Annotated in this window: 21 protein-coding genes and 2 pseudogenes; 15 read left to right on the top strand and 8 right to left on the bottom strand. The window is 42.8% G+C overall.

The genetic code is table 11. The annotated features are described in order from the left end of the window. Positions 1–187: 187 nt before the first annotated feature. Positions 188–1,081 carry a lipopolysaccharide assembly protein LapB gene (locus LC608_RS21185; RefSeq protein ID WP_229555397.1) on the bottom strand — a complete coding sequence of 298 codons (894 nt, stop codon included), beginning with the start codon at positions 1,079–1,081 and terminating at the stop codon, positions 188–190. 379 nt (positions 1,082–1,460) lie between these two features. Here LC608_RS21185 and LC608_RS21180 point away from each other — a divergent pair, with 379 nt between their 5' ends. After that, positions 1,461–2,480 carry a hypothetical protein gene (locus LC608_RS21180; RefSeq protein WP_229555396.1) on the top strand — a complete coding sequence of 340 codons (1,020 nt, stop codon included), beginning with the start codon at positions 1,461–1,463 and terminating at the stop codon, positions 2,478–2,480. A gap of 66 nt (positions 2,481–2,546) precedes the next feature. Here LC608_RS21180 and LC608_RS21175 read toward each other — a convergent pair whose 3' ends face one another. The 3 genes from LC608_RS21175 to LC608_RS21165 form a co-directional block, all read right to left on the bottom strand. Then, positions 2,547–3,716, bottom strand: a complete 1,170-nt coding sequence (locus tag LC608_RS21175) for a homocysteine biosynthesis protein (protein ID WP_229555395.1) — start codon at positions 3,714–3,716, stop codon at positions 2,547–2,549. Between the two features lie 280 nt (positions 3,717–3,996). Further along, positions 3,997–5,271, bottom strand: coding sequence for a methionine adenosyltransferase (gene metK / locus LC608_RS21170; RefSeq protein WP_229555394.1), 1,275 nt, complete (start codon positions 5,269–5,271; stop codon positions 3,997–3,999). Positions 5,272–5,692: 421 nt separating this feature from the next. After that, positions 5,693–6,697: a phosphoribulokinase gene (locus tag LC608_RS21165; RefSeq protein WP_100899933.1), complete on the bottom strand. Its 1,005-nt coding sequence runs from the start codon at positions 6,695–6,697 to the stop codon at positions 5,693–5,695. 450 nt (positions 6,698–7,147) lie between these two features. Here LC608_RS21165 and LC608_RS37625 point away from each other — a divergent pair, with 450 nt between their 5' ends. The 7 genes and pseudogenes from LC608_RS37625 to LC608_RS21135 form a co-directional block, all read left to right on the top strand. Continuing rightward, positions 7,148–7,243 carry a helix-turn-helix domain-containing protein gene (locus LC608_RS37625; RefSeq protein WP_374108419.1) on the top strand — a complete coding sequence of 32 codons (96 nt, stop codon included), beginning with the start codon at positions 7,148–7,150 and terminating at the stop codon, positions 7,241–7,243. Positions 7,244–7,901: 658 nt separating this feature from the next. Beyond that, the gene (gene petH / locus LC608_RS21160; RefSeq protein WP_229555393.1) at positions 7,902–9,248 is read left to right on the top strand and encodes a ferredoxin--NADP reductase; all 1,347 of its coding nucleotides are present in this window, start codon (positions 7,902–7,904) and stop codon (positions 9,246–9,248) included. 163 nt (positions 9,249–9,411) lie between these two features. Next, positions 9,412–10,698, top strand: a complete 1,287-nt coding sequence (locus LC608_RS21155) for a homoserine dehydrogenase (protein ID WP_229555392.1) — start codon at positions 9,412–9,414, stop codon at positions 10,696–10,698. A 293-nt stretch (positions 10,699–10,991) separates the two neighbouring features. Next, a complete protein-coding gene (locus tag LC608_RS21150; RefSeq protein ID WP_229555391.1) occupies positions 10,992–12,110 on the top strand; it encodes a DUF262 domain-containing protein in 1,119 nt (372 codons plus the stop codon). Then, a complete protein-coding gene (locus tag LC608_RS21145; RefSeq protein ID WP_229555390.1) occupies positions 12,107–13,222 on the top strand; it encodes a DUF3696 domain-containing protein in 1,116 nt (371 codons plus the stop codon). The genes LC608_RS21150 and LC608_RS21145 overlap by 4 nt, the downstream gene beginning before the upstream one ends. Before the next feature lie 4 nt (positions 13,223–13,226). Next, positions 13,227–14,174, top strand: a complete 948-nt coding sequence (locus LC608_RS21140; protein ID WP_229555389.1) for a hypothetical protein — start codon at positions 13,227–13,229, stop codon at positions 14,172–14,174. Between the two features lie 79 nt (positions 14,175–14,253). After that, positions 14,254–14,421, top strand: a pseudogene (locus tag LC608_RS21135) (Uma2 family endonuclease); the annotation flags it as partial. A gap of 83 nt (positions 14,422–14,504) precedes the next feature. On the opposite strand, the gene LC608_RS21130 reads toward LC608_RS21135, so the two are convergent. The 3 genes from LC608_RS21130 to LC608_RS21120 all read right to left on the bottom strand — a co-directional run bounded on the left by LC608_RS21130 (position 14,505) and on the right by LC608_RS21120 (position 19,264). After that, the gene (locus LC608_RS21130; RefSeq protein WP_229555388.1) at positions 14,505–15,635 is read right to left on the bottom strand and encodes a CO2 hydration protein; all 1,131 of its coding nucleotides are present in this window, start codon (positions 15,633–15,635) and stop codon (positions 14,505–14,507) included. 165 nt (positions 15,636–15,800) lie between these two features. Beyond that, positions 15,801–17,303, bottom strand: a complete 1,503-nt coding sequence (locus tag LC608_RS21125; RefSeq protein ID WP_229555387.1) for an NADH-quinone oxidoreductase subunit M — start codon at positions 17,301–17,303, stop codon at positions 15,801–15,803. A gap of 104 nt (positions 17,304–17,407) precedes the next feature. After that, on the bottom strand, positions 17,408–19,264 hold the full coding sequence (locus tag LC608_RS21120; protein WP_229555386.1) for an NAD(P)H-quinone oxidoreductase subunit F: 1,857 nt from the start codon (positions 19,262–19,264) through the stop codon (positions 17,408–17,410). 660 nt (positions 19,265–19,924) lie between these two features. Between LC608_RS21120 and LC608_RS21115 the strand changes: the two genes are divergently transcribed. From LC608_RS21115 to LC608_RS37620, 5 genes and pseudogenes are all read left to right on the top strand, one after another. Continuing rightward, the gene (locus LC608_RS21115; protein WP_012410633.1) at positions 19,925–20,233 is read left to right on the top strand and encodes a carbon dioxide-concentrating mechanism protein CcmK; all 309 of its coding nucleotides are present in this window, start codon (positions 19,925–19,927) and stop codon (positions 20,231–20,233) included. Positions 20,234–20,327: 94 nt separating this feature from the next. Further along, entirely contained in the window at positions 20,328–20,672 is a 345-nt protein-coding gene (locus tag LC608_RS21110) for a carbon dioxide-concentrating mechanism protein CcmK (RefSeq protein ID WP_039748664.1), read from the top strand. Positions 20,673–20,679: 7 nt separating this feature from the next. Next, positions 20,680–20,982, top strand: a complete 303-nt coding sequence (locus tag LC608_RS21105) for a EutN/CcmL family microcompartment protein (RefSeq protein WP_109011817.1) — start codon at positions 20,680–20,682, stop codon at positions 20,980–20,982. 95 nt (positions 20,983–21,077) lie between these two features. Beyond that, positions 21,078–22,736 (top strand): annotated as a pseudogene (locus LC608_RS21100) (ribulose bisphosphate carboxylase small subunit); the annotation flags it as partial. Between the two features lie 93 nt (positions 22,737–22,829). Continuing rightward, on the top strand, positions 22,830–23,087 hold the full coding sequence (locus LC608_RS37620) for a ribulose bisphosphate carboxylase small subunit (protein ID WP_225912655.1): 258 nt from the start codon (positions 22,830–22,832) through the stop codon (positions 23,085–23,087). On the opposite strand, the gene LC608_RS21095 is transcribed toward LC608_RS37620, so the two are convergent. After that, on the bottom strand, positions 23,061–23,201 hold the full coding sequence (locus tag LC608_RS21095; RefSeq protein ID WP_229555384.1) for a hypothetical protein: 141 nt from the start codon (positions 23,199–23,201) through the stop codon (positions 23,061–23,063). The two genes, LC608_RS37620 and LC608_RS21095, sit on opposite strands and share 27 nt — an antisense overlap. Between LC608_RS21095 and LC608_RS21090 the strand changes: the two genes are divergently transcribed. Beyond that, positions 23,200–23,979, top strand: coding sequence for a transferase (locus LC608_RS21090; protein WP_229555383.1), 780 nt, complete (start codon positions 23,200–23,202; stop codon positions 23,977–23,979). The genes LC608_RS21095 and LC608_RS21090 overlap by 2 nt on opposite strands. A 57-nt stretch (positions 23,980–24,036) precedes the next feature. Beyond that, entirely contained in the window at positions 24,037–24,825 is a 789-nt protein-coding gene (locus LC608_RS21085; protein ID WP_229555382.1) for a BMC domain-containing protein, read from the top strand. Positions 24,826–25,018: the final 193 nt, after the last annotated feature.

The raw sequence follows: 25,018 nt of genomic DNA, 5'->3' as shown, positions 1-25,018 counted from the left end.
GGGGCAGGGGGCAGGGGGCAGGGGAAGCAGGGGGCAGGGGGCAGGGGGAGCAGGGGAAGCAGGGGAAGCGGAGGAGGAGAGAAAAATTAATAACCAATGCCCAATACTTCTCTACGAGATGCGACGCGTTAGCGGAGCTTTCGCTTTAACGATACCCTTAGTACAAGTGCCCAATGCCTAATGCCTATTACTTCGGAGTACTTTCCGGTGAAGGCGCGGGAGATGCAGCAGGATTAGGGAGGGGCGAAGCCGTTGCTGCATTCTTAATTTCATCTTTGTACTGAGCAGGTGCTAAAGCTGCGGCGCTATCAAATAAAAGTTTTGCATCTGCGTCTTTGCCCTGTTGTTTCAAGAGCATCGCTTTGGCGACAACGGGGCGAAAATCCTTGGGATCTTTCTTAATTGCTTGGTCATATACAGAGCTAGCTTGAGTGTAGCGTTTCTGGGAAGCGTGAACAGAACCTAAGAGCACCTGCACGGCTACTGTATCTACACTTCCAGGCTGAATTGTATTTGCTTGGGCTGCCTTAGAGAGAGTTTCTTGCAGCAAACCAATGGCTGCTTCCGGGCGTTGCTGACTGATTAACAGAGCCACCATTCCTTGTAAAGCCTTCAAATCGCCTGGTTTCGTCTCTAAAATCGAGCGATAAGCTTGAGCTGCTCCTTCGCGATCGCCAATTTGTTGTTTGGCTTGAGCCAGTAGCACTGAATATTCTGACTGTTCGGGATTTAGCTTGGCTAACTTTTCTAAAGGTTCAATCACAACTTGAATATCAGCTGGTTTAACCTCGCTTTTTTCTTTTTGACTCAATAATTGTAGCCGTGCCTGCAATAAGCCCTTGAGCGCAGTCTGATTTTCTGGTTCCCTTTGCAAAACCAGTTCATAACCCCGTACTTCGTCTTCCAGTTTTGATTTTTGGTCAGCAGAGGTCAAAGTGCCTCTGGTACTAGCGGTATTCTGGTTTGAGGGTGGCGTATTATTAAATGCTCCAATTATGGGAATCACCGAAACACCCACAAAAGCAAGAATTGCCACCGCCAAGACGATTTGAACTATCCAACGATTGCGCGGTTGAGACACAGTTTTGTCTTTCTCCTAAATTTTAATGACATTATCATTTACACAAATCGTAAAGTTAAAAATTTCCAAAACTTTGCGGAATACCGCCAATTGCCTGTGAATTTTATAACAATTAACTATTTACACTGCTAAAGTAAGTGATGACTTTAGGAGGAGCCATCAGAATTGTAGCTATGATATGCTTCCGAAACTAGTGTAAAGGCGCTAAATTACACGTTTAGTGTTTATACACTCAATTTAGCGCCTTTAGTATTGTTATAGAGTACCCTAGTGTGACTTTGTTAAAAGCAAATATACTTTCATCAGTCGCACAAATGCTCTTTCCAGCTGCCTTTGTAAAATCCCACAATGGGATGTGTCTCCGCCGCAAGGAGTTTTTATGAATTCCGACCTGATGCCGTTGCCTGAATCTTCCAATTCTTCTGCCTCTAACCAGGGCCCAACTAACATAGAGGCAGCCGCTAATGTTCATATAGCAGCCAAGTCCTCTAAGCCTGAAAACTCGCCTGTTAACCCCATTGAGACTGACTCAAATGGGAACTTAGTCAATCGACAGCAACCGATTCCGCCTCCCAGTGAGCCGATGCAATATCGAGCGATCGGGTTGGTCAGGGGTCGGTATCATGCTAGCAGCGAACAATTTACTCAAGGTACGCTGCTGACTACCGATGGTGTAGAACTCAATGCCGTCCTCCTAGGCCGGATTATGAGCTTAGTCAAGAATCATCTAGACTTAGAAAAAGAACACTTGTGGGTAGTATATCCACGTACAAGACAAGAAAATGATACCTTGCATATCCAAATCGTCGGAGTTTGGGAGCCAGAAAATCTGGCAAAAAACTCAACAGATGAAGACGAGTCAGACTTGGAGTTGCAATTACAGACACCCGATGATGGCTTATCCGAGAACTCTGAACTAAGTACAATTCCCGTAATTCCCTCATCAGAAGTTGCAGATGGTGGTTTTTCTGTTCGTGGTGAGGTAGTATACCAATCTTTTGACGCTAAGAGCTTGGTAGTCAAAATTAGGCAGGCTGCACGCAAACCAACTGAGAAGCCCAAATATTTTAAATTGAAATTGAGGGGTGTGCTGACTACCAAAGCAGTAGGAAAGTTCTGGGACTTCCAAGCCAAGCGAGAAGCTGACGTTTTAATAGTAGAAAAAGCTGAGGCGATCGCTGACTTGCCCAAAAAACGTAAACCACCATTCAAAGGTGTCCCTCGTGCTGGCGGTGGCGGTGGTGCTGGTAGAAAACCATTTCCCCCCAGACGCAGTGGTGAAACCCCACGTCCTATCAAGAAAACAGGCGCAGGCGGCGATACCTCTGTAGTGTCAAAACCTATACCTAAAACGCCCGCTCCTAAGCCCATCAAGCGACCGAAACCGACTCAAGAATAAAGTATGGGGGGCAGGGGAAGCAGGGGGAGATGAGGGAGCAGGGGAAATAAACTCCCTCTCATCCCCTCAAAAATCCGTCCTCCGGTCTTGGGGTAGAAAAGATCGCTCCATCGGAATTGGGGCAACTGGTTCTGTCAGGGTAAACGTACCTGCTTCGATCCACTTTTTCAACTCTAGGGCGACTTGCCTAGAAAAAAACAAACTCGCTAAGGGGGCAGAGCGTACAGCTTTGCCCTCAATGGTGATCCTCCCAGATTTGAGTTGGGCGTAACTCACTAAACCAAAGGTGGGACGAACGCGCCGGGGAATGGAAAAATCCACTATTGGGGCTACTAAGTCTTGATCTTGGACGGCGCAGCGTTCAACTACTTGTTCATTTAACACAGGTAGTGGTACACCAACGCCTAACATCAATGAGGGGCCATAACTTTTGAAGTAACATCCCCGCACCCAGTGAGCATCCATTTGCTTGGCATCACCGATTAAAGCTAAAGTGGCGGAAGGTCCAATCGGTGTACGATTAGCTAAACGCTTTTGTAAAGGAAAGTGCTGAGTGCCTTCCCACGCCACATAGCCAATACCACCGCCTAAAAAAATTCGAGTACCTATACCAACGAGTTGCAAATCGGGGTCGTTGAGTAAGGGGGAAATAGCACCGGGGTTAGAGTAAACGGCATTCCCTAAACGCGGTTGTAAAGGGCCGAGATAGGTGAAGAGGGGGCGATCGCCACCATTTACCCCAACAATAAAATTTTGATAAAGATTGCGCGGATTGAATAAATAAAACTGATTAATCGTTTCATTGGTAATTGTAGTTTCAAAAGTTGCTCTGGGATAACAATCTGTTACTTGTCCTTGCGCTTTTACGTGTATTGGTTTACCAGCGATCAAATCTTCGATTACATGACCGCCGCCACGTTCTCTGACTTCTTCCCCGTCCGTCGTCTCTACAGCAGAACTCGCACCCAAATATAAATCTACTGCCCCAAAACCAGAGTATGCTGGAACGCCATCTAACCAGCATCGGCGAATTTTTATCGGGGGGTCAGTGTGTCCGAGATTGATAATTGCACCACTTGATTCCATCGGCTCAAATGTGCCAGTGGTAATTACATCAACTTCTTTAGCTGCTTTAGTAACACCGATTTCTACAACTCGTGCTTTTAATTCTTCAGTTGTCAATACTACCGCACGTTGGCGGCTAATTTTTTCGTTAATTTCTGCAATTGTTCGCATTTTATCAGTGCTAGCGCTTCCTGCTGTCTTCCTTTTTGAAGGATATCTTGATAAATCACAAACTCTTGCATAATTTCTCCTCAAAATAGTTGTCACTAATCTCTGCGCGACAGCTTAACACCCCAGATAGGGTTAAGATTCCGAAAAAAATTCAAATATTGCAAAGTCAGAATTCATGCTAAATTCTGTTTTAGATAAATGAGGGTATAAACAATTTGTGAAGTTGCCAATACCCTCAGATATATATAAACAAATTAAGTTTTTGCAGTAGCGTATAAGTCTAAGTTAGTGCTTGAGCAACTACTGCCGAAAGCAACTCATTTGCTGCTTGCTTCAAGAACTCGGCTTTATCGGTCTGTTCCCAAGGTAAGTCTAAATCAGCCCGCCCAAAATGACCGTAAGCCGCGACGTCCTGATAAAAACGTCCGCCTCGTTCACTTGGTAAGTTACGTAAGTTGAAGGCATGAATAATCCCCGCCGGACGCAGTTCAAAGTGCTGGTTGATTAATTCCAGTAAGGTTTCTTCATCCACTTTACCGGTGCCAAAGGTATCAACCAGAATGCTTGTTGGTCGTGCTACGCCAATGGCATAGGATAGCTGAATTTCAACTTTTTCTGCCAACCCAGCAGCGACAATATTTTTCGCCACATAACGAGCAGCATAAGCAGCAGAACGGTCTACCTTCGTAGGATCTTTACCAGAAAAAGCGCCGCCACCATGCCGTGAATAACCACCGTAGGTGTCAACAATTATTTTCCGTCCTGTCAGACCAGAGTCTCCCTGAGGACCACCAACGACAAATTTGCCAGTGGGGTTGACTAAAAAACGTGTTTCCTCATTAGGCTTAATGTCAATGTCGCCAAAAACAGGTTCGACCACTGCTAACCAGAGGTCTTGTTTAATTTTGGCTTGTACAGCCGCCTCATCCGTGATTTCCCCAATACTGGCTGTATGTTGGGTAGAAATTAGAATAGTATCAATACCTACTGGACGTCCATCTTCGTAGATCACAGTTACTTGGGTTTTACCGTCAGGACGCAGGTATGACAATTCACCTGTTTTGCGGACTGCTGCCAATCGGCGAGCAATGCGGTGGGCGAGACTGATGGGTAAAGGCATCAGTTCTGGTGTTTCGTTACTGGCAAAACCGAACATTATACCTTGATCGCCCGCACCAATTTTGTCAAATTGTTCATCGCTATCTTGTTCGCGGGTTTCTTGGGCGGTGTTAACGCCTTGGGCAATATCGGGTGATTGTTCGTCTAAAGCCAGCAAAACGCTGGTGCTGTTAGCAGAAAACCCATTATCGGCATTGGTATAGCCAATTTCAGCAATTTTCTGACGGGCGAGATTGACGAAATTCACATTGGCTTTGGTGGTTATTTCACCAGTGATTAGCACCAAACCAGTATTAACTACTACTTCAGCAGCGACGCGGCTGCTGGGGTCTTGTGTCAGTAGGGCATCCAAAATGGTATCAGAAATCTGATCGCAGATTTTATCTGGATGACCTTCGGTGACTGACTCCGAGGTAAATAGATATCGACGAGACAAAGGAATTCCTCCTGACTTGATCTTTTTGGCTGAACTAAATGTAGTATTTAGTTCAACTACCTAATTTAGCGTGAGTTAGATGAACCTGTCCCTAACTTGAACTAAAGTTCAAGCCTGCCCCTCTCTGACTCAAAGAGACATGGTTTTGGGTAGTAAAACCTCTTAGAGGTCTTTTGATTCGGCTCGTTAGGTGAACACCATATAAGCAGTCGAACTCACATTAATTTATGAAATCATAACAATATTTATACTTCAGTCGTTAATATCTTCTTAATATCGATAAAAACCACTAGTTATCAGGTAAGTATCTGTAAAAAAGATCAATTTATGCTAATTATTTTGTAGTTAAAAGTATTTAATAACACAAAAAAAGGGGACACCCAGAAGCGCCCCCACAAACTTTGACACAAACACCGCTGCTTTAAACTTGAACTGCTAACTTTGCTTCGGTAGTTGTCAACCGCTCATAGGCAGCACGCATTTTCAAACCTGTAAGCACTTGGAAGAAACCAGTACCATTATTGGAACCTGGATACTCGCGGTGCTGGAGTAACAAGTGAGTCAATTCACCCTGATATTTAGTGGATGTATTGCTGAGATGGGTTTCGATATAAATTACTTCTTCCAAGTTGTCAAATTGACCATCCACCTCTAGTACTGAGACATAGCGGCCGTAGTAAACATCTGAACCGTAATACAGTTGCATACCAGGATAAGAACAGGTCAGCTTGCGTCCACAAGGAGTCCAATTAATTGTTGACCCTTCATCAAATAGGTAGGTTGGCTCAAAGCCTTCCTTACCTTCGCGCTGGAGCATACGTACTCGCAAGACTCTGCGCTCCGTGTCGTTTTTGATCAAGTTCGTGGGTAATACTTGCAGAACCACATCAGCAAATTCTCTTTGTGGTTCGATAAATTTATCAAAGTCAGGTTTGCGGGAATTGATTTGCGCTAAGACATCTTCGTAGCGATGGCCACGTTCAGCCATATCTCGCTGGATTTTCCAGGCAATTTTGACTTCATCACTAATGTCAAAATAAACACTGAAGTCGATTAGCGATCGCACCCGCTCATCATATAAAGGATGCAGCCCTTCAACAACTATAATGTGATTCGGCTCTATCCGCTCTGGCGGATCAATCAAGCCAGTTTCGTGGTTATAAATCGGTTTATCAATCGCTTGACCACTTTTGAGCGCTTTAATTTGCTCATACATCAGGTCAAAATTGTTTGCTCTGGGGTCTAGTGCTGTTATCCCCGTTTCTTTACGCTGTTTGCGATCTAGGGAATGATAGTCATCTAAGCAAATGACTGTCATTAAATCTTCACCAAACAAATCAATCAAACGACGCAAAAACGTAGATTTCCCGCACCCAGAGTCTCCGGCTACTCCAATCAGTACCACGCGTTCCGGCTTATTTGTCATAAATCTCCTCTAAAATACTAAAATTGTCTCAATATTTTTTCACACAGCAGATCCTGAAGCCAGGAGTTTACCCCTTTGGTTTATCCTGCGTTCTTGCTACCTAGCACATCTATAAGACACCAAGCAAGTAGGCAACAAAAGTAATTAAGTTGCTACTCGTCGGACTAGCCTGAATTTTGGTGCCGGTAAGTATTTAATCCTAGTGGTATATTTGATTTTAACAGAAGGGGGTATCCCATACAAGATTGCTCTTAAGAAGAATTAGGGTGGTTCATGAACCATTTTTTTGTTGATTTAGTTGTTAATTTAAAAATGGGGATCAGCTTTGCCCATCAGCGTTGCACCTTTATCAGTCCGCTACTTGTGACTATAAACAAGACTATAAGGTATAATTTATTATTGCCGCAAATTTTTTGATGTTCCTAAATTGTAATTCCTGCTCGACAATACTTGGATATATTCAAAGCAAAAATCTATCCAACGAATGAGCAAAGAACTTGCATTAGTCAAATTCTTGGCTGTAAATTTATAAATATGCTCAGATAGAAGCGTTGACGTTATGGCCAAGTACTGATAAAGGTTGACAGATTTTTCACATCAAGTGAAACTGATTAGAGTTGCTAAAATCACGGTTTTCTACATCGTTATGTTTGTAGCTGGAGTTGTCAGAGTCATGTCATTATCCATAGACAGGTCATGAATATGGCTAACAATATTCCCAGATAGTAGATTTAAAGAAGTAAAACCAATTGGAAGAAAACCTTCTGGAATTGGCATTTCCGATTTAAACTCTTGGAGTAGGCAAGCGCAACGGCAATTTTTGGAAGTCAACTGAGCACTAACTTCCAGTAATAATCGAATCAAGCTTCCTACAATATCTGCCCCTTTAAGTTGCTCGTTGGGTAATAAGGTAAAAAACCATCTCCCTGATGGGGGTGGTAGTTAACGAAAAAAAGATTAAATTGACTCATTATTAACATTCTCCACAAGACTTATCCTTTACCTTAAAAGGTGAACAGGTGTGTTTTTTGCTATGCCTGCATGTCTTTGGTGAGTGTACTTAGCAAGGCATTAATTCAATGATGCCGTTTTTCCTACATGGTCAGTTTTGTGAAACGAAAATCCGGTAAACTAAAGCTGGCAAGGTAGGGGAATAGTTTTTTTTTGAAAAACGGTTAAGTAAATTATCGGAGTGGTAGAACGAATGTACAATCAAGGTGCTGTTGAGGGTGCTGCCAACACAGAATTAGGTAGCCGCATCTTCCTTTATGAAGTGGTGGGTTTGCGTCAGAGCGAAGAAACTGATCAAACTAACTACCCAATTCGGAAAAGTGGCAGTGTGTTCATCAGAGTGCCTTACAACCGGATGAATCAAGAAATGCGACGTATCACTCGTCTAGGCGGCACAATTGTTAGCATCCAGCCCATAACTGCTCTAGAGCCAGTTAATGGTAAAGCCTCATTTGGGAATGCTACAAGCGTTGTCAGCGAGTTAGCTACATCTGAGGAAACTGCTAACAGTGAAGGAAATGGTAAAGCCACACCTGTAAATGCTGATAGTGAAGCCAAAGGCTTCGCTGAATCATCAGCTGAAGAACAGCTTAAGAACAAGGACAAGAAAGGCAACACCATGACTCAAGCGAAAGCCAAAAAAGACCACGGTGACGTTCCTGTAAACACTTACCGTCCCAATGCTCCGTTTATTGGCAAGGTAGTATCTAATGAACCGCTAGTCAAAGAAGGTGGGATTGGTATTGTTCAGCACCTTAAATTTGACATTTCCGCCGGGGATTTGAAGTATCTAGAAGGTCAAAGTATTGGAATTATTCCGCCAGGATTAGACAAAAACGGCAAGCCAGAAAAACTTAGACTCTATTCCATCGCCTCAACTCGTCATGGCGATGATGTAGATGATAAGACAGTATCACTATGCGTCCGCCAGTTGGAGTACAAGCACCCAGAAACTAGCGAAACAGTCTACGGTGTTTGCTCTACACACTTGTGTTTCTTGGAACCAGGGGCAGAGGTAAAAATTACAGGGCCTGTGGGTAAGGAAATGTTGTTACCCCAAGATACTGATGCTAATGTCATTATGATGGCGACTGGAACAGGTATTGCCCCCATGCGAGCTTACTTGTGGCGTCAGTTTAAAGATGCGGAAAGAGCAGCGAACCAAGAATACCAATTTAAAGGATTCTCTTGGCTAATATTTGGTGTGCCGACAACTCCAAACCTTTTATATAAGGAAGAACTGGAAGAAATTCAACAAAAATATCCTGATAACTTCCGCCTCACTGCTGCAATCAGCCGCGAACAGAAAAATCCCCAAGGCGGTAGAATGTATATTCAAGACCGCGTAGCAGAACACGCAGATGAATTGTGGCAGTTGATTAAAAATGAAAAAACCCACACCTACATCTGCGGTTTGCGCGGTATGGAAGAAGGTATTGATGCAGCCTTAACTGCTGCTGCTGCGAAGGAAGGCGTAACCTGGAGTGATTACCAGAAGCAACTCAAAAAAGGCGGTCGCTGGCACGTAGAAACATACTAAATTAGTCATTGGTCATTAGTCATGAATCATTAATCATTAGTCATTAGCAAAGGACAAATGACAAATGACAAAGGGCAAAGGACAAATGACAAAGGAAGCAGGATAATCAGTAGGTAGGGCAAACGCTCTACCTACAATTGTTATTGGTGAAATTGGGTGCAAAATGGGTGTGAAACTAGGAATACTGGGATTAGGCACCGTGGGAACGGGAACAGTGCAGTTGTTGCAAGATAGCGCTGGGCGTCACCCATTGTTGCAAGAGATAGAAATCTATCGGGTGGGAGTGCGATCGCTCGATAAACCCCGTGTAGTAGAATTGTCTACGGAAGTCTTAACTACAGATTTAGAATCAATTGTCAACGATCCGGCGGTAGATATAGTTGTCGAGGTGATGGGCGGACTGGAGCCGGCGCGATCGCTCATCCTGAAAGCTTTAAGTAATGGTAAGCATGTAGTCACCGCCAATAAAGCAGCGATCGCCCGCTTTGGGGCGGAAATTTTCACAACTGCCAATCAAGCTGGCGTATACGTCATGCTAGAAGCTGCTGTGGGTGGTGGTATTCCGGTAATTCAACCTCTAAAGCAGTCCTTAAGCGTTAACCGTATTCATACTATAACTGGCATCGTGAACGGTACAACTAATTACATCCTGACACGGATGCAGACAGAAGGCAGCAACTTCAGCGATGTCTTAGCTGATGCCCAACGCTTGGGTTATGCTGAGGCTGACCCAACAGCCGATGTCGATGGCTTAGATGCAGCAGATAAAATTGCTATCCTGGCATCATTGGGTTTTGGTGGACGCATCAACCTACAAGATGTTTATACCGAGGGCATTCGGCAAGTGAGCAAGACAGATATTGCCTACGCCGAAAAATTGGGATTTGTGATTAAATTGTTAGCGATCGCTAAACGTGATACTCCCTCATCTCCGCTCTCTGTGAGAGTTCATCCCACATTAGTGCCTCAAGCCCACCCTTTGGCTAGCATCAACGGCGTTTACAACGCCATTCTTGTCGAAGGAGAACCTATCGGGCAAGTAATGTTTTTCGGCCCCGGTGCTGGTGCTGGTGCAACCGCCAGTGCTGTCACATCAGATATTTTAAATTTAGTTGCTGTCCTCAAAATCAATACAGCAGTTGCAAATCCATTATTAGCTTGTGGACATCAGGAATACTGCCAAATTGCGCCGATGGCAGAATTGATAACTCGGTTTTACGCCCGTTTCCTCACCAATGACCAACCGGGAGTTATCGGAAAATTGGGGACTTGCTTTGGTAACTATGGCGTTAGCTTGGAGTCAATTGTCCAAACTGGCTTTCAAGGGGAACTCGCAGAGATTGTGGTTGTTACCCATGATGTACGGGAAGGTAATTTTAGGCAAGCTTTGGCAGAAATACGGAATTTGTCAGCGATTGAAAGTATTCCCAGCTTACTACGTGTACTTTGAGATTAATGTTTTAGCGAGCGATCGGTATTGAACCAGAGGTTTAGGTATTTGCTTTAAGGTGCAATTGCTCTGATGTTATCAGAGGCGATCGCGCCGATTTTAGATTTGCCTGGGGAAGATAAACAAGTAATAGACTAGGTACGTAGAGGCGCGAAATTTCGCGTCTTTATTATTTGGAGAGATAGTAGGATTAAAGTACGCCAGTTAAAAAGCCCCATTTGCTGATGTAGTAACACTAAGTATCACTCATAACTGAGTGAACAAACAAATGTTAATACTAAGGAGTAAGCGCTGTGACGGATTTGAATAACTACAATGCAGAATTAGCTGATGAAGAAACTTTAGAAGAGGAATATCAAGAGGAAGAAGTTACTTTCCTGTATGATCCTGATAAAATTAATATTATAACTAGAGAACCTACAATAGAGTTATTGCTTAAAAGAATCAATGAAGAAGGACTTGATTTAGCACCTGATTTCCAACGTCATGCGAATATATGGAAAGAAGATGCTCAGAGTAGGCTAATAGAATCTATTATTATCCGTATCCCTATACCAGCACTTTATATAGATGCCACTAATGAAGATAAATGGGTAGTAGTCGATGGATTACAGCGCCTATTTGCACTAAGGCGCTTTATTCTCGACAAAGAACTCAAACTATCTGGATTAGAATATCTTACAAATCTAGAAGGTAAAACCTACGATGAAATCGATCGCAGATACCAACGTCGCCTTGAAGAAACTCAACTAACAGTGTATTTGATCGAAAAAGGGACACCTCTAGAAATTAAATATAATATTTTTAAACGCATTAATACAGGAGGACTTCCTTTATATCCTCAAGAATTACGCCATGCTCTTAATCCTGGTAAGGGAACGAAGTTTTTGACTAAACTTGCAGCATCTCCAGAATTTCAGCAAGTGGTTAAACTTGGCAATAATCGCAAAATGCGTATGGATGATCGGGAATTTATACTAGGGTTTATAGCTTTTACTTTAACTTCTTACCAAGAATATATAGACAAACGAGATACTTTTTTATCCAAAGCATTATCTAAAGCAAATAAACTTTCGGAGATAGAGTTAAATGAAATTGAAAATGATTTTAAAAGAACAATGATAGCTAGCAGGAATATCTTTGGTAAAGATGCGTTTCGTAAAATATCTAATTATCAGAAAAAACAGTTTCCTGTAAATAAAGCTCTATTTGAATCTTGGTCAGTACTTCTGAATAAATTGAGTAATGAGCAAATCCAAGTTTTGATAGATAGAAAAGAAAAATTAATCAATTTATTCAAGACATATATAGACAACGATAAATCTTTTTTAGAATCTATATCTCAGGCGACCGAGAAAGTACAGTATAGATTTAGTACTATAGAAAAAATCATTCAGGAAGTGCTTTCATGATTACTTCTCTCCGCCTGATCAACTTCAAACGTTTTGATAATCAGTTGCTTGAATTTAGACCTTTAACACTAATATCTGGACTTAACAGCACTGGAAAATCTTCTGTACTTCAATCATTACTACTACTACGCCAATCTTATCAACAGGATTTATTGCCAAAAACTGGCTTGGCACTAAATGGTGAATTAGTCAGTATTGGTACAGCACAAGATGCCCTTTATGAGGGTGCAAAAGATAGCCATATAAGCTTTGAGATTATCTGGGAAAAGTATGAAGGTATATGGGATTTTAATTACAACCCAGAGAAGAAAGAAGAAGATGTTTTAAATGTAATTTCAGAACCAAATGAATCTGAAATCCGTCAATCATATATTTTTAGCAAATATTTTCACTACCTTAAAGCGGAACGAATAGGCCCACGTTCATTTAATGAAATATCTGATTATCAAGTCCGAAGACTTAGACAAATTGGTACTCAAGGAGAATATACAGCCCATTTTCTTTATATTTATGGAGATGAACCAATTCCCATCTCTAATCTCAGCTATCCACAAGCAAAATCAATGAATCTGATAGATCAAGTGGAAGCATGGATGAGAGAGGTTAGTCCTGGTATACGTATCAAAATAGAAGCTAACTCAGCGATGGGTTTAGTGACTATCAAATATTTTTATGGAGATAGTAATCTTTACCGTGCAACCAACGTTGGTTTTGGAATTACCTACACTTTATCAATTATTGTAGCTATACTTTCATCTCCTCCTGGTACACTAATCCTAGTTGAAAACCCAGAGGCTCATCTTCATCCTAGAGGACAAGCCAAAATGGGAGAATTATTAGCACTAGCAGCTAGTTATGATATTCAGGTTGTGATAGAAACTCATAGTGATCATGTTTTAAATGGGATTCGTCTTGCTGTTCATGGTGGTATTATTCCCCCGCATTATGTCCAGTTGCATTACTTTCAGCAACAAGACAAAGAAGGACAAGCTTTGACAGAAGTAATATCACCACGAATTAATCGCAGTGGAAGAATTGACAAATGGCCAGATGGTTTCTTTGATGAATGGGATAAGAGCTTGGAAGTTTTATTAGAACCAGTGGGAGAATAAAACGGTGGATATAGAAATCGTTTTTAATGAACTCTCTTTACACACTTGTGCTTCTGATATTACTACAGCAAGACAATTGATGACAGAGTTAATCAACACAATATTTTCAATCAAGCCTCCCAGTGGAATCAAGAGAAAGCTTCGTACTAAAAGTGATTTTAATTACTCAGAACTTGCACCAGACTATAGAGTAGTACAGTGGCGTAATGATCCAGATGTAGATTTAGAAGCTCGAAGATTCCTTAAAACTCTTCAAGATAAAAACGATCTGCCTTTACCAGATATTCCAGATCCGGGAATTGAGGCAAGTTATCAAGGACAACAAGCTATTGGACTTTATTATGCTTTTGTGTTTAATTCCCTTGCAGTGAGCCTCAAATCTGAACCACTGTGGGATTGCAGTAGCTTGAAGTTGCAGGTAACAACAGTAGATGAAGAAGAACAAGAAGAGCCATTGATTATCAGGTATGAAAATGTGTTACACGCCAGTTGTAGTAACCATGTGCAGGAACACCATGATTGGATTGACGGTTTTCAAGAGCGTATACGTCAAGGAGTTAGTGACGGCTTAGATTTATGGAACCGCAGAGGAGAATTATTCCCTTCTCTACTCTTTTGCGAAAGTGTTAGTAAGCAGATACAAAGCCTTTATACTGGAACGCCAATGTTCAGACAGGTTGTAAACAAGTTGTTTGAACTAGAAAACTACTGTAAAACTTGGACAGATGGAGCTTTTAATTTAGACCTTATTCCTAGCAAAGCGACTCCAGAAAGTGACTCTAGACTTGAAAAATTAAAGCCGAAACTAACCTTTAAGTGTCCTGATAATGTGCATCGTATCTTTAGTTTCCACCTAAGAATGACTGGTGCAGGGGCTTGGCGGCTTCATTTTTCTGAAGAATTAGGGCCAGCTAAAATTCTCATTGGGTACATTGGGCCAAAAATCCAATAATCTTAAAGCTAATTAGAAAAAGCGCTCATCTATGCTTGCTAAACTAAAAAACAACCCTTACTCCTGCAAAGGTAGTCTTATGACCTCTGCAACTGATCCATCCACCGCCCTCACCCCGTTCCCAGACCATACGCAGCTACCAGAGTCTGATGGTACATTCGTGTTCGCGGAGCGTGCCGGAGGCAAAAATTTTCAGGAACATCCCCAAAGTATTCTACTAAATTTTCCGGTGGCCCCACATTTGCAATTTCATCTGGATCAAGTTGCTGAATTAGGTGAAAATTTTTATAGCGATTGAGAAGCATCTGAAATTTCTCTGTATAAATTCAGTTATTTATTGACATCTAGCAACCGCGAAGTTTCTAACCGACTCATCCACTTTTCTAAATAAACTCGATTACCTTTTTCCTCATTTGGATCTTTAGTATCCAAAGGATAAGGCATCAGTCCCAAAATCGTTGCTGTCGTTACGCAAAACATCGATTTTTGGAAACTTATGCAAATTTGTACCCGCAAATCATCTTCGCCCCGAAGACTGTGACGATAAATTTCGTGCAAATACTCTGGAAGATAATGACGCATATCCTGCATCAACAAGGTGGGAGGAATACCCGCGCCGCCGATGGGTAAAGGATCGGCATACAATGCGCCATATTCAAATCGAGTTTGATCTGGGGGAATTTGATATCCTTGGGCGTTGTATGAAACTGTACCGTGGAAAGGAGTTCCCCGGAAGAATACTGCTTCTACATAAGGTATTGCTGTATCTGCTAAGAAGGTCAAACCAACGCTTTTGGGAATGATTTCATAGACTTCATCCCGAATTTTGACGGCGTAGGTAATTGGGTTTGATGCATTTGCCACTAACCCTGCTTTAATGTGTTCTACAACTTGGGGAATCGATTTTATTTCACCTTGGTCGTAGCGGTCTGATAAGCTGAGGAACATATCAGCCATTACTCGCCAGAATTGACCTAAGCCAGTGTAGTAAGCAGAGACGCGCAAGTTTTCTGTTAAGAAATCTGGAAACAGTTGGTTGATACCCGCAATTAAAGGATTATTTTTAAACTTTGCAGCGATAACGGCTTGCGCTCTTTCTTGAAATTCTTCTGTATCTAAATACGTATCTAGTCCGCCGCCACCGTGCCACATCATGGCTTTCATACAATACTCGGCATATTCAAAATTAATTCGGTTATGCCACCAGTGACGGAGTAATTTCTGAAAAGAAACCTCTCCATTAAAGTATTTAAAAAATGGGAAAAATATTAAAAACTGATGCTCGGCAATATAATTAAGATTTTTTGAATAGGCATCTAAAACTACGCCATAACTTTTAAGAATACCAACAACTTCCAGCACATTTTCTGGATTATCGGGAAGTAATGCCTCTCCTTTTTGCAAACGTTCAATATACTCAGCTAAGGGATTATGAACCGCTCTCTTTTTAATAGTTACCATTGCTATCTCTCCAAAAACTTTAGGAATTAGGGCATTGGGCATGGGGCATTGGGCATGGGCAAGAGGATTTTGGGATAAGGGGAAAGACTTGTTTCAAGTTCTCACCTCTTGTCCCCTTGTCCCCAATTCTCCCCTGCTCCCTGCTCCCCAGCTTCTTCCCATTCCCTAATCCCCATTCCCCACTTTATCCAAGGACACTGCTACTACTACGTTTTGGCTATTTACCATTGCTGTAATTGTTGGTTCAGTCCAGCGTGCTAACCAACCAGGTTGAATACCGAAAATCACAATCAGCACAGCTAAAATTGCAGCTGGGGCGCGATCGCTCCAATACACCCGTGGTAAGTTAGTAACTTGTGCAGACAAGCGTCCAAAAAAGGCGCGGTTGAGAAGTATTAGGAAGTAAACCGCAGTTAAACCTGTGCCAAGCATTGATAGCAGCGTTTGCACTGGAAAAACTGGAAAACTTCCCCGAAAAACGATGAATTCGGAAATAAACCCGACCATTCCCGGTATCCCAGCACTAGCCATCGCTCCCACAACAATCAAGCTACCAATTACAGGCATACCGCGTTCTGGGTTCAGCAATCCTTGGAGAACCTCTAAATCCCGGCTTCCGGCTTTTTTATACACAACCCCTACCAACAAAAACAGCATGGCGGAAATCAAGCCGTGGCTAATCATCTGCATAACAGCACCCAACACACTTAATGGTGTGGAAGCCGCCGCCGCTAAAAGTACATACCCCATGTGTCCAATGGAACTGTACGCCACCATTTTTTTCATATCGGTTTGGGCGATCGCGCAGGATGCACCATACAGTACACTAACTACTGCCCAAGTCGCTAACCAAGGAGCCACATAAGCCCAAGCTTCTGGTAACAAGTTCATGCCAAACCGCAGTAAGCCATAAGTTCCTAACTTCAGCAACACTCCAGCCAACAGCACAGAAATTGGTGTGGAAGCTTCAACGTGAGCATCTGGCAACCAGGTATGGAAGGGAACTAAGGGAATCTTAATCCCGAAACCTACTAAAATGCCTGCTAGCAGTAAAAGCTGTGTCGCTAGAGGTAGAGTCGTAGGGTTCAAGGTTGCTAGTGCAAAGCTAGAGGAACCACTCAGCCAAACCATGCCGAGAAAACTTGCCAAAATCAAGATTCCCGAAACGGCAGTATAAATGAGAAATTTTGTTGCAGCATAACCTCGCTTTTCCCCACCCCAAATGGCTATCAACAGATATAGCGGGATTAGTTCCAATTCGTAAAACAAGAAAAATAGCAGTAAATCCTGTGCCAGAAAAGCTCCAGTCACCCCAGCGCTTAATAATAATATCAAAGAGTAATAAAATTTAGGACGCTGTAGGGATTCATCGCTGCTGTAAATGGCAATGCAAGTTAACAATCCATTCAAAACCAGCAGTGGCAAAGATAAACCATCTATCCCAAGGTTATAATTCAAGCCTAAAACATCTACCCAAGGGAGAGACTCAGCAAACTGTTGAGTAATTTCCCCTGGATGGAACTCAATTGCTAGGGCAATTGTCCACAAGAAAGCGATACTGGCAAAGACTAAAGCCACCCCACGGGCAAATTTTCCACTGATGCCAGAGGGCGAGAAACCAATTAAAGCTGCACCGATTAACGGCACTAGAATTAAAACACTAAGCATAGATAGAAGGGGATAGGGGATAGGGGACAGGGGATAGGGAAAGAGGGGGAGAATAATAATCCCTAACTCTTAACTCCTAACTCCTAACTTCTGACTCAACACTCTTAAAAAGGCAATTTATCTAGTAAACCCGATGACCAGCTGATGAAAAAACCCAGGACGCTGACAACTGCTAGGATGGTCAACATATAGCCCTGAGATTGCCCCGAAATGCTGTACTTTAAAGTTTGTCCGCCAATAATTGTCGCAAACCCAACTAAGTTCACTAGACCATCGACTAAATAGCGATCGCTCCAAGCAGAAATTTTAGATAGCAGTGCGACTGCACTAACTACCGTTACGCGATAAACTCGGTCAATATAAAAATCATAACCTAACAAGTCCTGGATAAATCTCCACGCCAAGATTCTGGATCTTGACCAAGCTTTGTGTAGATGAACTGTAGACCCTACACCTACCCCCACCACGGTAGAAGTAAACAACGCTAACGCCACATACCAATTAATACTTTCCCAATCTGGTAGCAAGTACCATTGCTGTAGCATTAGAGGCACAAGCAGAGTCAAGACTGTGAGAATCACCATTGGTAAGGCCATCTGCCAACCAACTTCTGGGGTACGACGGGTTTTCTGTTGCGGTTTTCCCCAGAAGACTAATCTGAATACTCTGGTCAAGTTTAATGCTGTTAAGCCATTAACCAATAATAAAACTCCAATTACCCAAGGGCTAATATTCACAAAACCGTCAGCCCATGCTAGCATTGCCCAAAAGCTTCCTAGTGGTAGGAGTGTTACCATTCCGGCTGAACCGACAATAAAGGCAGTAGTTGTGGCTGGCATCCTTGACCACAGTCCGCCCATTTCTGTTAAGTCTTGGCTTTGGGTAGTCAAGATTACTGAACCGGAACTCATGAATAATAATGCTTTAGCGATCGCATGAGTTAAGAGCAACATTAGGGCCACACCCCCTTGCTGCAACCCCACTGCCAAAAACACTAACCCCATGTATGCACTGGTAGAATGAGATAGCGATCGCTTAATGTCAATTTGAGCTATGGATACTAATGTTGCCCCAATTGCCGTCACCGTTCCCATGACTACTAATACATTCAAGGCAACTGGCGACAGGGCTAACAATGGTTGTAGTTTATACAGTAAATAAGCACCACCAGCTACTACTAGTGAGTTTCTCATTACCGAGGCGGGGTTGGGCCCTTCCATTGCCTCATCCAACCAAAGATGCAGGGGAAATTGGGCGCATTTACCAGCAGGCCCAGCAATTAACGCCAACCCCAGCAATGTTGATGTCATTGGACTTAAATTAGCTGTTTGCGCCCACTCATATAAATCTGAAAAGTTCAAACTGCCGGCTAAGGTGGAAAGCGTCACCACTCCCATCAGCAGCAATAAGTCTCCTACCCGTTTGGTTAAAAACGCATCCCGCGCTGCTGTCACTACTAGCGGTTGAGCATACCAGAATCCCACCAGCAAGTAAGTCGAAAGCGTCAGCACTTCCAAAAGCCCATAGCTGAAAAACAAAGAATCACTGATTGCTAAAGCACTCAGCGCTGCTTCAAAAAATCCCAGCAGCGAAAAAAAACGCGCCAACGACCAGTCTTTTTCCATGTAACCCAGAGCGTAAACTTGTGAAAGTAAGCTTAACCCTGTAATTAAAACTGTTGCCCCAATGCTGACTGCCGAAAGTTCCAAGGCAAAAGATAAGTCTAAATCAGCAGCTTTAAACCACGTCACCAGTAACTTTTCTGGTTCTCTATCCCAGATAATGTTAAATACAAACAGGCTATGGGCAAAAGCCAAAACACTCGTCAACAAGTTTATGTATGCCGCAGGTCTTGGCCCCGTTCGCTGAATTATTCCTATTCCCCACGGCAACGTCAAAATTGCGCCTAATAAGCTATATAACGGCACAAACCAACTTGTTGAAAATAGAAATTGATCCATTTAAATTCACCTTGAGGACTCAGCCTTAATTTTAAAAAAGCTTTTATACTATTATTAATTTTACAAAATTAATTTAGTAGAAACATCAATATTTTTTTACTCTTGTTTCAACTAAATTTTCATAAGTATTTTTACTTTTCTTTACCCTATTAAACTTTGATAAAATATAACTTTACACAGGTTAAAGCATTTACTTGCTTTAACCCCACCTTTGTTTTTACATTTTTATTTCTACTTTGAACAAAGTAATTTATACGATATATTTGAAAAAATTATATATTTTTCAGTTAGTCCTTGTACATATAGCCAAAATTGGCAGAACCTAGACACAGCATAACATATAGCAGCTTGTCGTCCCTCCCCAGATAAAATTACCCTTGGTTATGAATGTCGTTTTGTAAATGTGATAAAGAAATTATAAAGCATAAATGGCTACTCTAGGAATCAGTGAACTTTAATTGCTCAGGAGGACAGATAAACTTTTGTTAAGTTTTTTAAAACTTTCTTATCATAAACTATTATAGTAATTTATATTGCCAGGAAGGCCAACCTTTCCTATGCTTAATTTGGAAGTGTTTTCTTAGCTATTAAGATCAAGCTCTCCCCGTCAAAAATTTTAAGCGACAGTACAGATTGGATTAATATTGTAGGAGTTCTGCGATGCCAATTGCAGTTGGGATGATTGAAACGAAGGGCTTTCCAGCAGTAGTGGAAGCTGCTGATGCGATGGTGAAAGCCGCCCGTGTGACTTTAGTAGGGTATGAAAAAATTGGTAGCGCTCGCGTCACCGTGATAGTTAGGGGAGATGTATCGGAAGTACAAGCTTCCGTAGCTGCTGGGGTTGAAGCGGCGAAAAGAGTCTTTGGTGGTGAAGTGTTATCCACTCACATTATTGCTCGTCCTCACGAAAACCTAGAATACGTATTGCCGATACGTTACACAGAAGCTGTGGAACAGTTCCGTACCTAAAAGCTGTTTAAATAAAGTAATTAACACTCAAAACCTTTTTGAGTATCGCTTTCTTTTGTCCAAAGCTAAAAACTTTAAATAGGAATTAAAACTAATGTCAATTGCAGTGGGAATGGTTGAAACGCTAGGCTTTCCAGCAGTAGTAGAAGCTGCTGATGCGATGGTGAAGGCTGCCCGTGTTACTCTAGTAGGCTATGAAAAAATCGGCAGTGGTCGAGTTACCGTGATTGTTCGGGGTGACGTGTCGGAAGTGCAAGCTTCCGTAGGCGCTGGTGTTGAATCAGTTAAGCGAGTCAACGGCGGACAAGTGCTGTCTACTCACATCATTGCTCGTCCTCACGAAAACTTAGAATACGTTCTACCAATTCGTTATACCGAAGACGTAGAGCAATTCCGGGAAAATGTGAATGCAATTCGTCCTTTCGGTAGAAGACCGTAATTAAAGAATGCAAGTCGCCAAAGTTCGCGGCACAGTAGTTAGCACACAAAAAGATCCAAGTCTTCGAGGTGTGAAACTACTGTTGTTACAATTAGTGGATGAAGACGGAAACATCCTGCCACAATACGAGGTAGCAGCAGATATTGTGGGAGCAGGAGTAGATGAGTGGGTACTTGTCAGTCGTGGCAGTGCCGCTCGTCAAGTTATTGGCAATGAACAGCGACCATTAGATGCAGTGGTAGTAGCGATCATAGATACTATTCACGTTGAAGATCGCCTAATTTACAGCAAAAAAGATCAATATCGTTAGTCAAACAGTTAGAGAAGTGAGGAGTCAGGGGTGAAAAGTTAAAACTGATAACTCCTAACTCATAACTCCTAACTTAATACAGGAGGAATCTCGAAATGGCAGTCCGCAGCACGGCGGCACCTCCAACCCCGTGGTCGAGGAATTTAGCTGAAGCGAAAATTCATGAAACAGCCTTTGTACATCCATTCTCCAATGTGATTGGAGATGTACGGATAGGTGCAAATGTAATCGTTGCTCCGGGGACTACGATTAGAGCGGATGAAGGCACACCTTTTTATATTGGTGAAAATACTAATATTCAAGATGGTGTTGTGATTCATGGCTTGGAGCAAGGTCGAGTAATTGGCGATGATCAAAATAAATACTCGGTGTGGGTAGGTAAAAACACTTGCATTACCCACATGGCTCTAATTCATGGCCCAGCTTATGTAGGGGATAATTCCTTCATTGGCTTTCGCTCTACGGTGTTTAATGCCAGGGTGGGCGCAGGTTGCATCGTGATGATGCACACTTTGATTCAAGACGTAGAAATTCCGGCAGGTAAGTATGTACCTTCGGGAGCGATCATTACCAATCAGCAGCAAGCTGACCGCTTGCCAGATGTGCAAGATCAGGATAAGGACTTTGCTCATCATGTGGTTGGGATTAATCAGGCGCTGCGATCTGGTTATCTTTGTGCTGCGGATAGCAAATGTATTGCACCAATTCGGGGTGAGAACACTAAATCTTATAAAGGTAATGGTGTTACTGTTTTAGAGCTAGAAAGGAGTAGTGAAGTGGCGAGCAATAGCTTGGGTGCAGAAACAATAGAGCAGTTGCGCTATCTATTGGAACAAGGATATAAGATTGGTACAGAACACGTAGACCAGAGACGGTTCCGCACGGGTTCTTGGACTAGTTGCCAACCAATTGAACCGAGATCGCTCGGTGAAGCGATCGCAGCATTAGAAAGCTGTGTAACAGGCCATAGCGGCGAGTATGTCCGCCTGTTTGGTATTGACAAAGATAGACGACGTGTGTTAGAGAGCATCATCCAACGCCCGGATGGTGATTTTAAACCAGCTACCAATTTTAAGGCTCCGGCGGCTAGTAGTCATAGCAATGGCAGCTACACCAGCAATGGTAACGGTAACGGCTCTAGCAGTGGCAAAATTAATGGCGAAACTGTAGAGCAAATCCGCCAACTTTTGGCAGGTGGTTATAAAATTGGCATGGAACACGTAGACGAGCGCCGTTTCCGTACTGGTTCCTGGACTAGCTGCAAGCCAATTGAAGCAACTTCTATAAATCAAGTAATTTCCGGCTTGGAAGAATGTATAGAAAGCCATCAAGGCGAGTATGTGCGTTTAATAGGCATTGATACCAAAGCCAAACGGCGAGTATTAGAAACGATTATCCAACGTCCAAATGGTCAAGTAGCCTCCTCTGGTAGTCGTCAGAAATCATTTACTAGTAGTGGAACCTCTACTAATGCTACGGCAACAGCTACCAGCAGCCGTTTGAGTACAGAAGTGGTAGACCAACTCCGGCAATTATTGGCTAGTGGGTATAAGATTAGCCTTGAACACGTAGACGAACGACGGTTCCGTACAGGTTCTTGGACTAGTACCGGTCAGATTCAAGCTTCCTCAGAAAGAGAAGCGATCGCAGCCATAGAAGGACACCTTGGTGAATACCAAGGGGAATATGTACGCTTAATTGGTATTGACCCCAAAGCCAAACGGCGGGTCTTAGAAACGATTATCCAACGTCCAAATGGTCAAGTAGCCTCCCCTGGCAGTCAGAAACCATTTACTAGCAGCAGTGCGCCTTCTGCAACACCAACAGCAACAGCTACCAGTACCCGCTTGAGTAGTGAAGTTGTAGACCAACTCCGACAATTATTGGCTGGCGGCTCTAAAATTAGCCTTGAACACGTAGACCAACGGCGTTTCCGTACAGGTTCTTGGACTAGTACCGGTCAGATTCAAGCCTCCTCAGAAAGAGAAGCGATCGCAGCCGTAGAAGGACACCTTGGCGAATACCAAGGGGAATATGTGCGCCTAATTGGTATTGACCCCAAAGCCAAGCGTCGGGTATTAGAAACGATTATTCAAAGACCATAGTAGGGAGTGGGGAATAGGGTATTGGTCATTATCAATAAATAATTCTTCTTCCCCTGCTCCCCCTGCTCCCTCATCCCCATTCCCCACTCCGGCTTCTGAGGTTAAAATTTCCATGTCTGTGCCGCTACTGCGCCTCAGCAATAACTTTGATTCTTACATTAGTGGTGAGGTGACTATTCATCCAAGCGCAGTACTTGCACCTGGGGTGATCCTCCAAGCGGCTGTAAACAGCAAGATCATCATTGGGCCAGGGGTCTGTATTGGCATGGGAGCAATTCTCCAAGTCCATGAAGGAACCTTAGAGGTAGAAGCAGGTGCAAACTTGGGAGCCGGTTTTTTGATGGTTGGCAAAGGCAAAATTGGAGCAAATGCTTGCATTGGTGCAGCGACAACAGTTTTTAACTGTTCAGTTGAACCTGGACAAGTAATTGCACCTGGTTCGATTTTAGGAGACACCAGTCGGCAAATTGCCCAAACAGCCGAAACAAAGAAACCAGAATCATCCACTAATAACTCTACCGCTACAAGTGCGCCACCGCAGAAGGAAGAGGAAAATGGCTCAGGGGAAGGTAAGGAAAAAGAAGTTTCCTCAACTAAATTCTCAGCTTCGGCTTTTGTGGACTTCAAACAAAATAAATCGATTTCTTACTTTAAATCTCCCGCCACTCCAGAAAGCCAGCCTCCTCCCGTACAAGAAGCTGCCGATGATGCTGACTCCACGTTGCAAGAAGCCGCCCAAGAGTCTACAGAACATGGTTCAGACCTCAATCAGCTAACCACAGAATCCCCTAACGGTTTCGGGACTCAAATTTATGGGCAAGGGAGCATAAACAGACTGTTGACTACATTGTTTCCCCATAGACAATCCTTGAGCAACCCAAATGACGATTAGTCCAAGTAAGTGTTAATTGTAAGTTGTCAGCTTTGTGATTATCTGGGAAAGTTCATAATGGAAACATCTAATCAACGGTCTATGATTACCAGACAGCAAGCAAGTAGTCAAGAAACCTTCCAGGACACTGCTTTGGGTTTAGTTTCTACCCGCAGCTTTCCAGCAATAGTTGGGACGGCGGATATGATGCTGAAATCAGCAGGAGTTCACCTAATTGGGTATGAAAAAATTGGTGGCGGGCATTGTACTGCGATCATCCGGGGTGGAATTGCTGACGTGCGTCTTGCCGTAGAATCTGGTGTCCAAACGGCTGAACAGTTTGGTCAGTTGGTTTCTAGCTTAGTGATTCCCCGACCTTATCCCAACCTAGATATAGTACTTCCCATCACAACGCGTTTCACTAAATTGATGGAAGAGGGGAATTACAGTCGTCTGAGTAATCAAGCAATTGGTTTGGTAGAAACACGGGGATTCCCAGCGATGGTGGGCGCGTGTGATGCCATGCTTAAAGCTGCTGATGTTCATTTGGCTGCGTATGAAAAAATTGGTGGGGGTTTGTGTACAGCCATTATTCGGGGTTCCGTAGCAAATGTAGCAGTAGCTGTGGAAGCAGGGATGTTTGAGGCAGAACGCATTGGGGAATTAAATGCAGTAATGGTAATTCCCCGGCCGCTAGACGAAATGGAGCAAACCTTACCATTAGCAAGCTGCTGGATAGAAGAACGCGAACCGTTAAACTTACCAGTGAATATTAAAGAACAAGTTGCCGAAATTGAAGTACTAAGATTACCAGATTTAACCAAGCTCCCAACAAAAATTGCAGAAGAATTATGGAATGATGAATGATGATAGATGAATTTGGGAAAATCATCATTCATCGGAAAGTGGAAGGGATCTTACGCTTTTCTTGTTGTTCTGATAATAGCTTCTTAAATCCATAAATAAAATACCTTTCTTTTAATAGAAGTAATAGAGTTTTGTCTATAATATATAAAACTCATAGTTTTCTATGAGCATTGCTATAGCATTGGCAAGTGTT

Origin of the sequence: Nostoc sp. XA010 (genome assembly GCF_020829625.1) — a bacterium.
Classification (GTDB): domain Bacteria; phylum Cyanobacteriota; class Cyanobacteriia; order Cyanobacteriales; family Nostocaceae; genus Nostoc.
The sequence above is the reverse complement of the archived record's forward strand: the minus strand, read 5'-3'. Positions and strand labels throughout refer to the sequence as shown.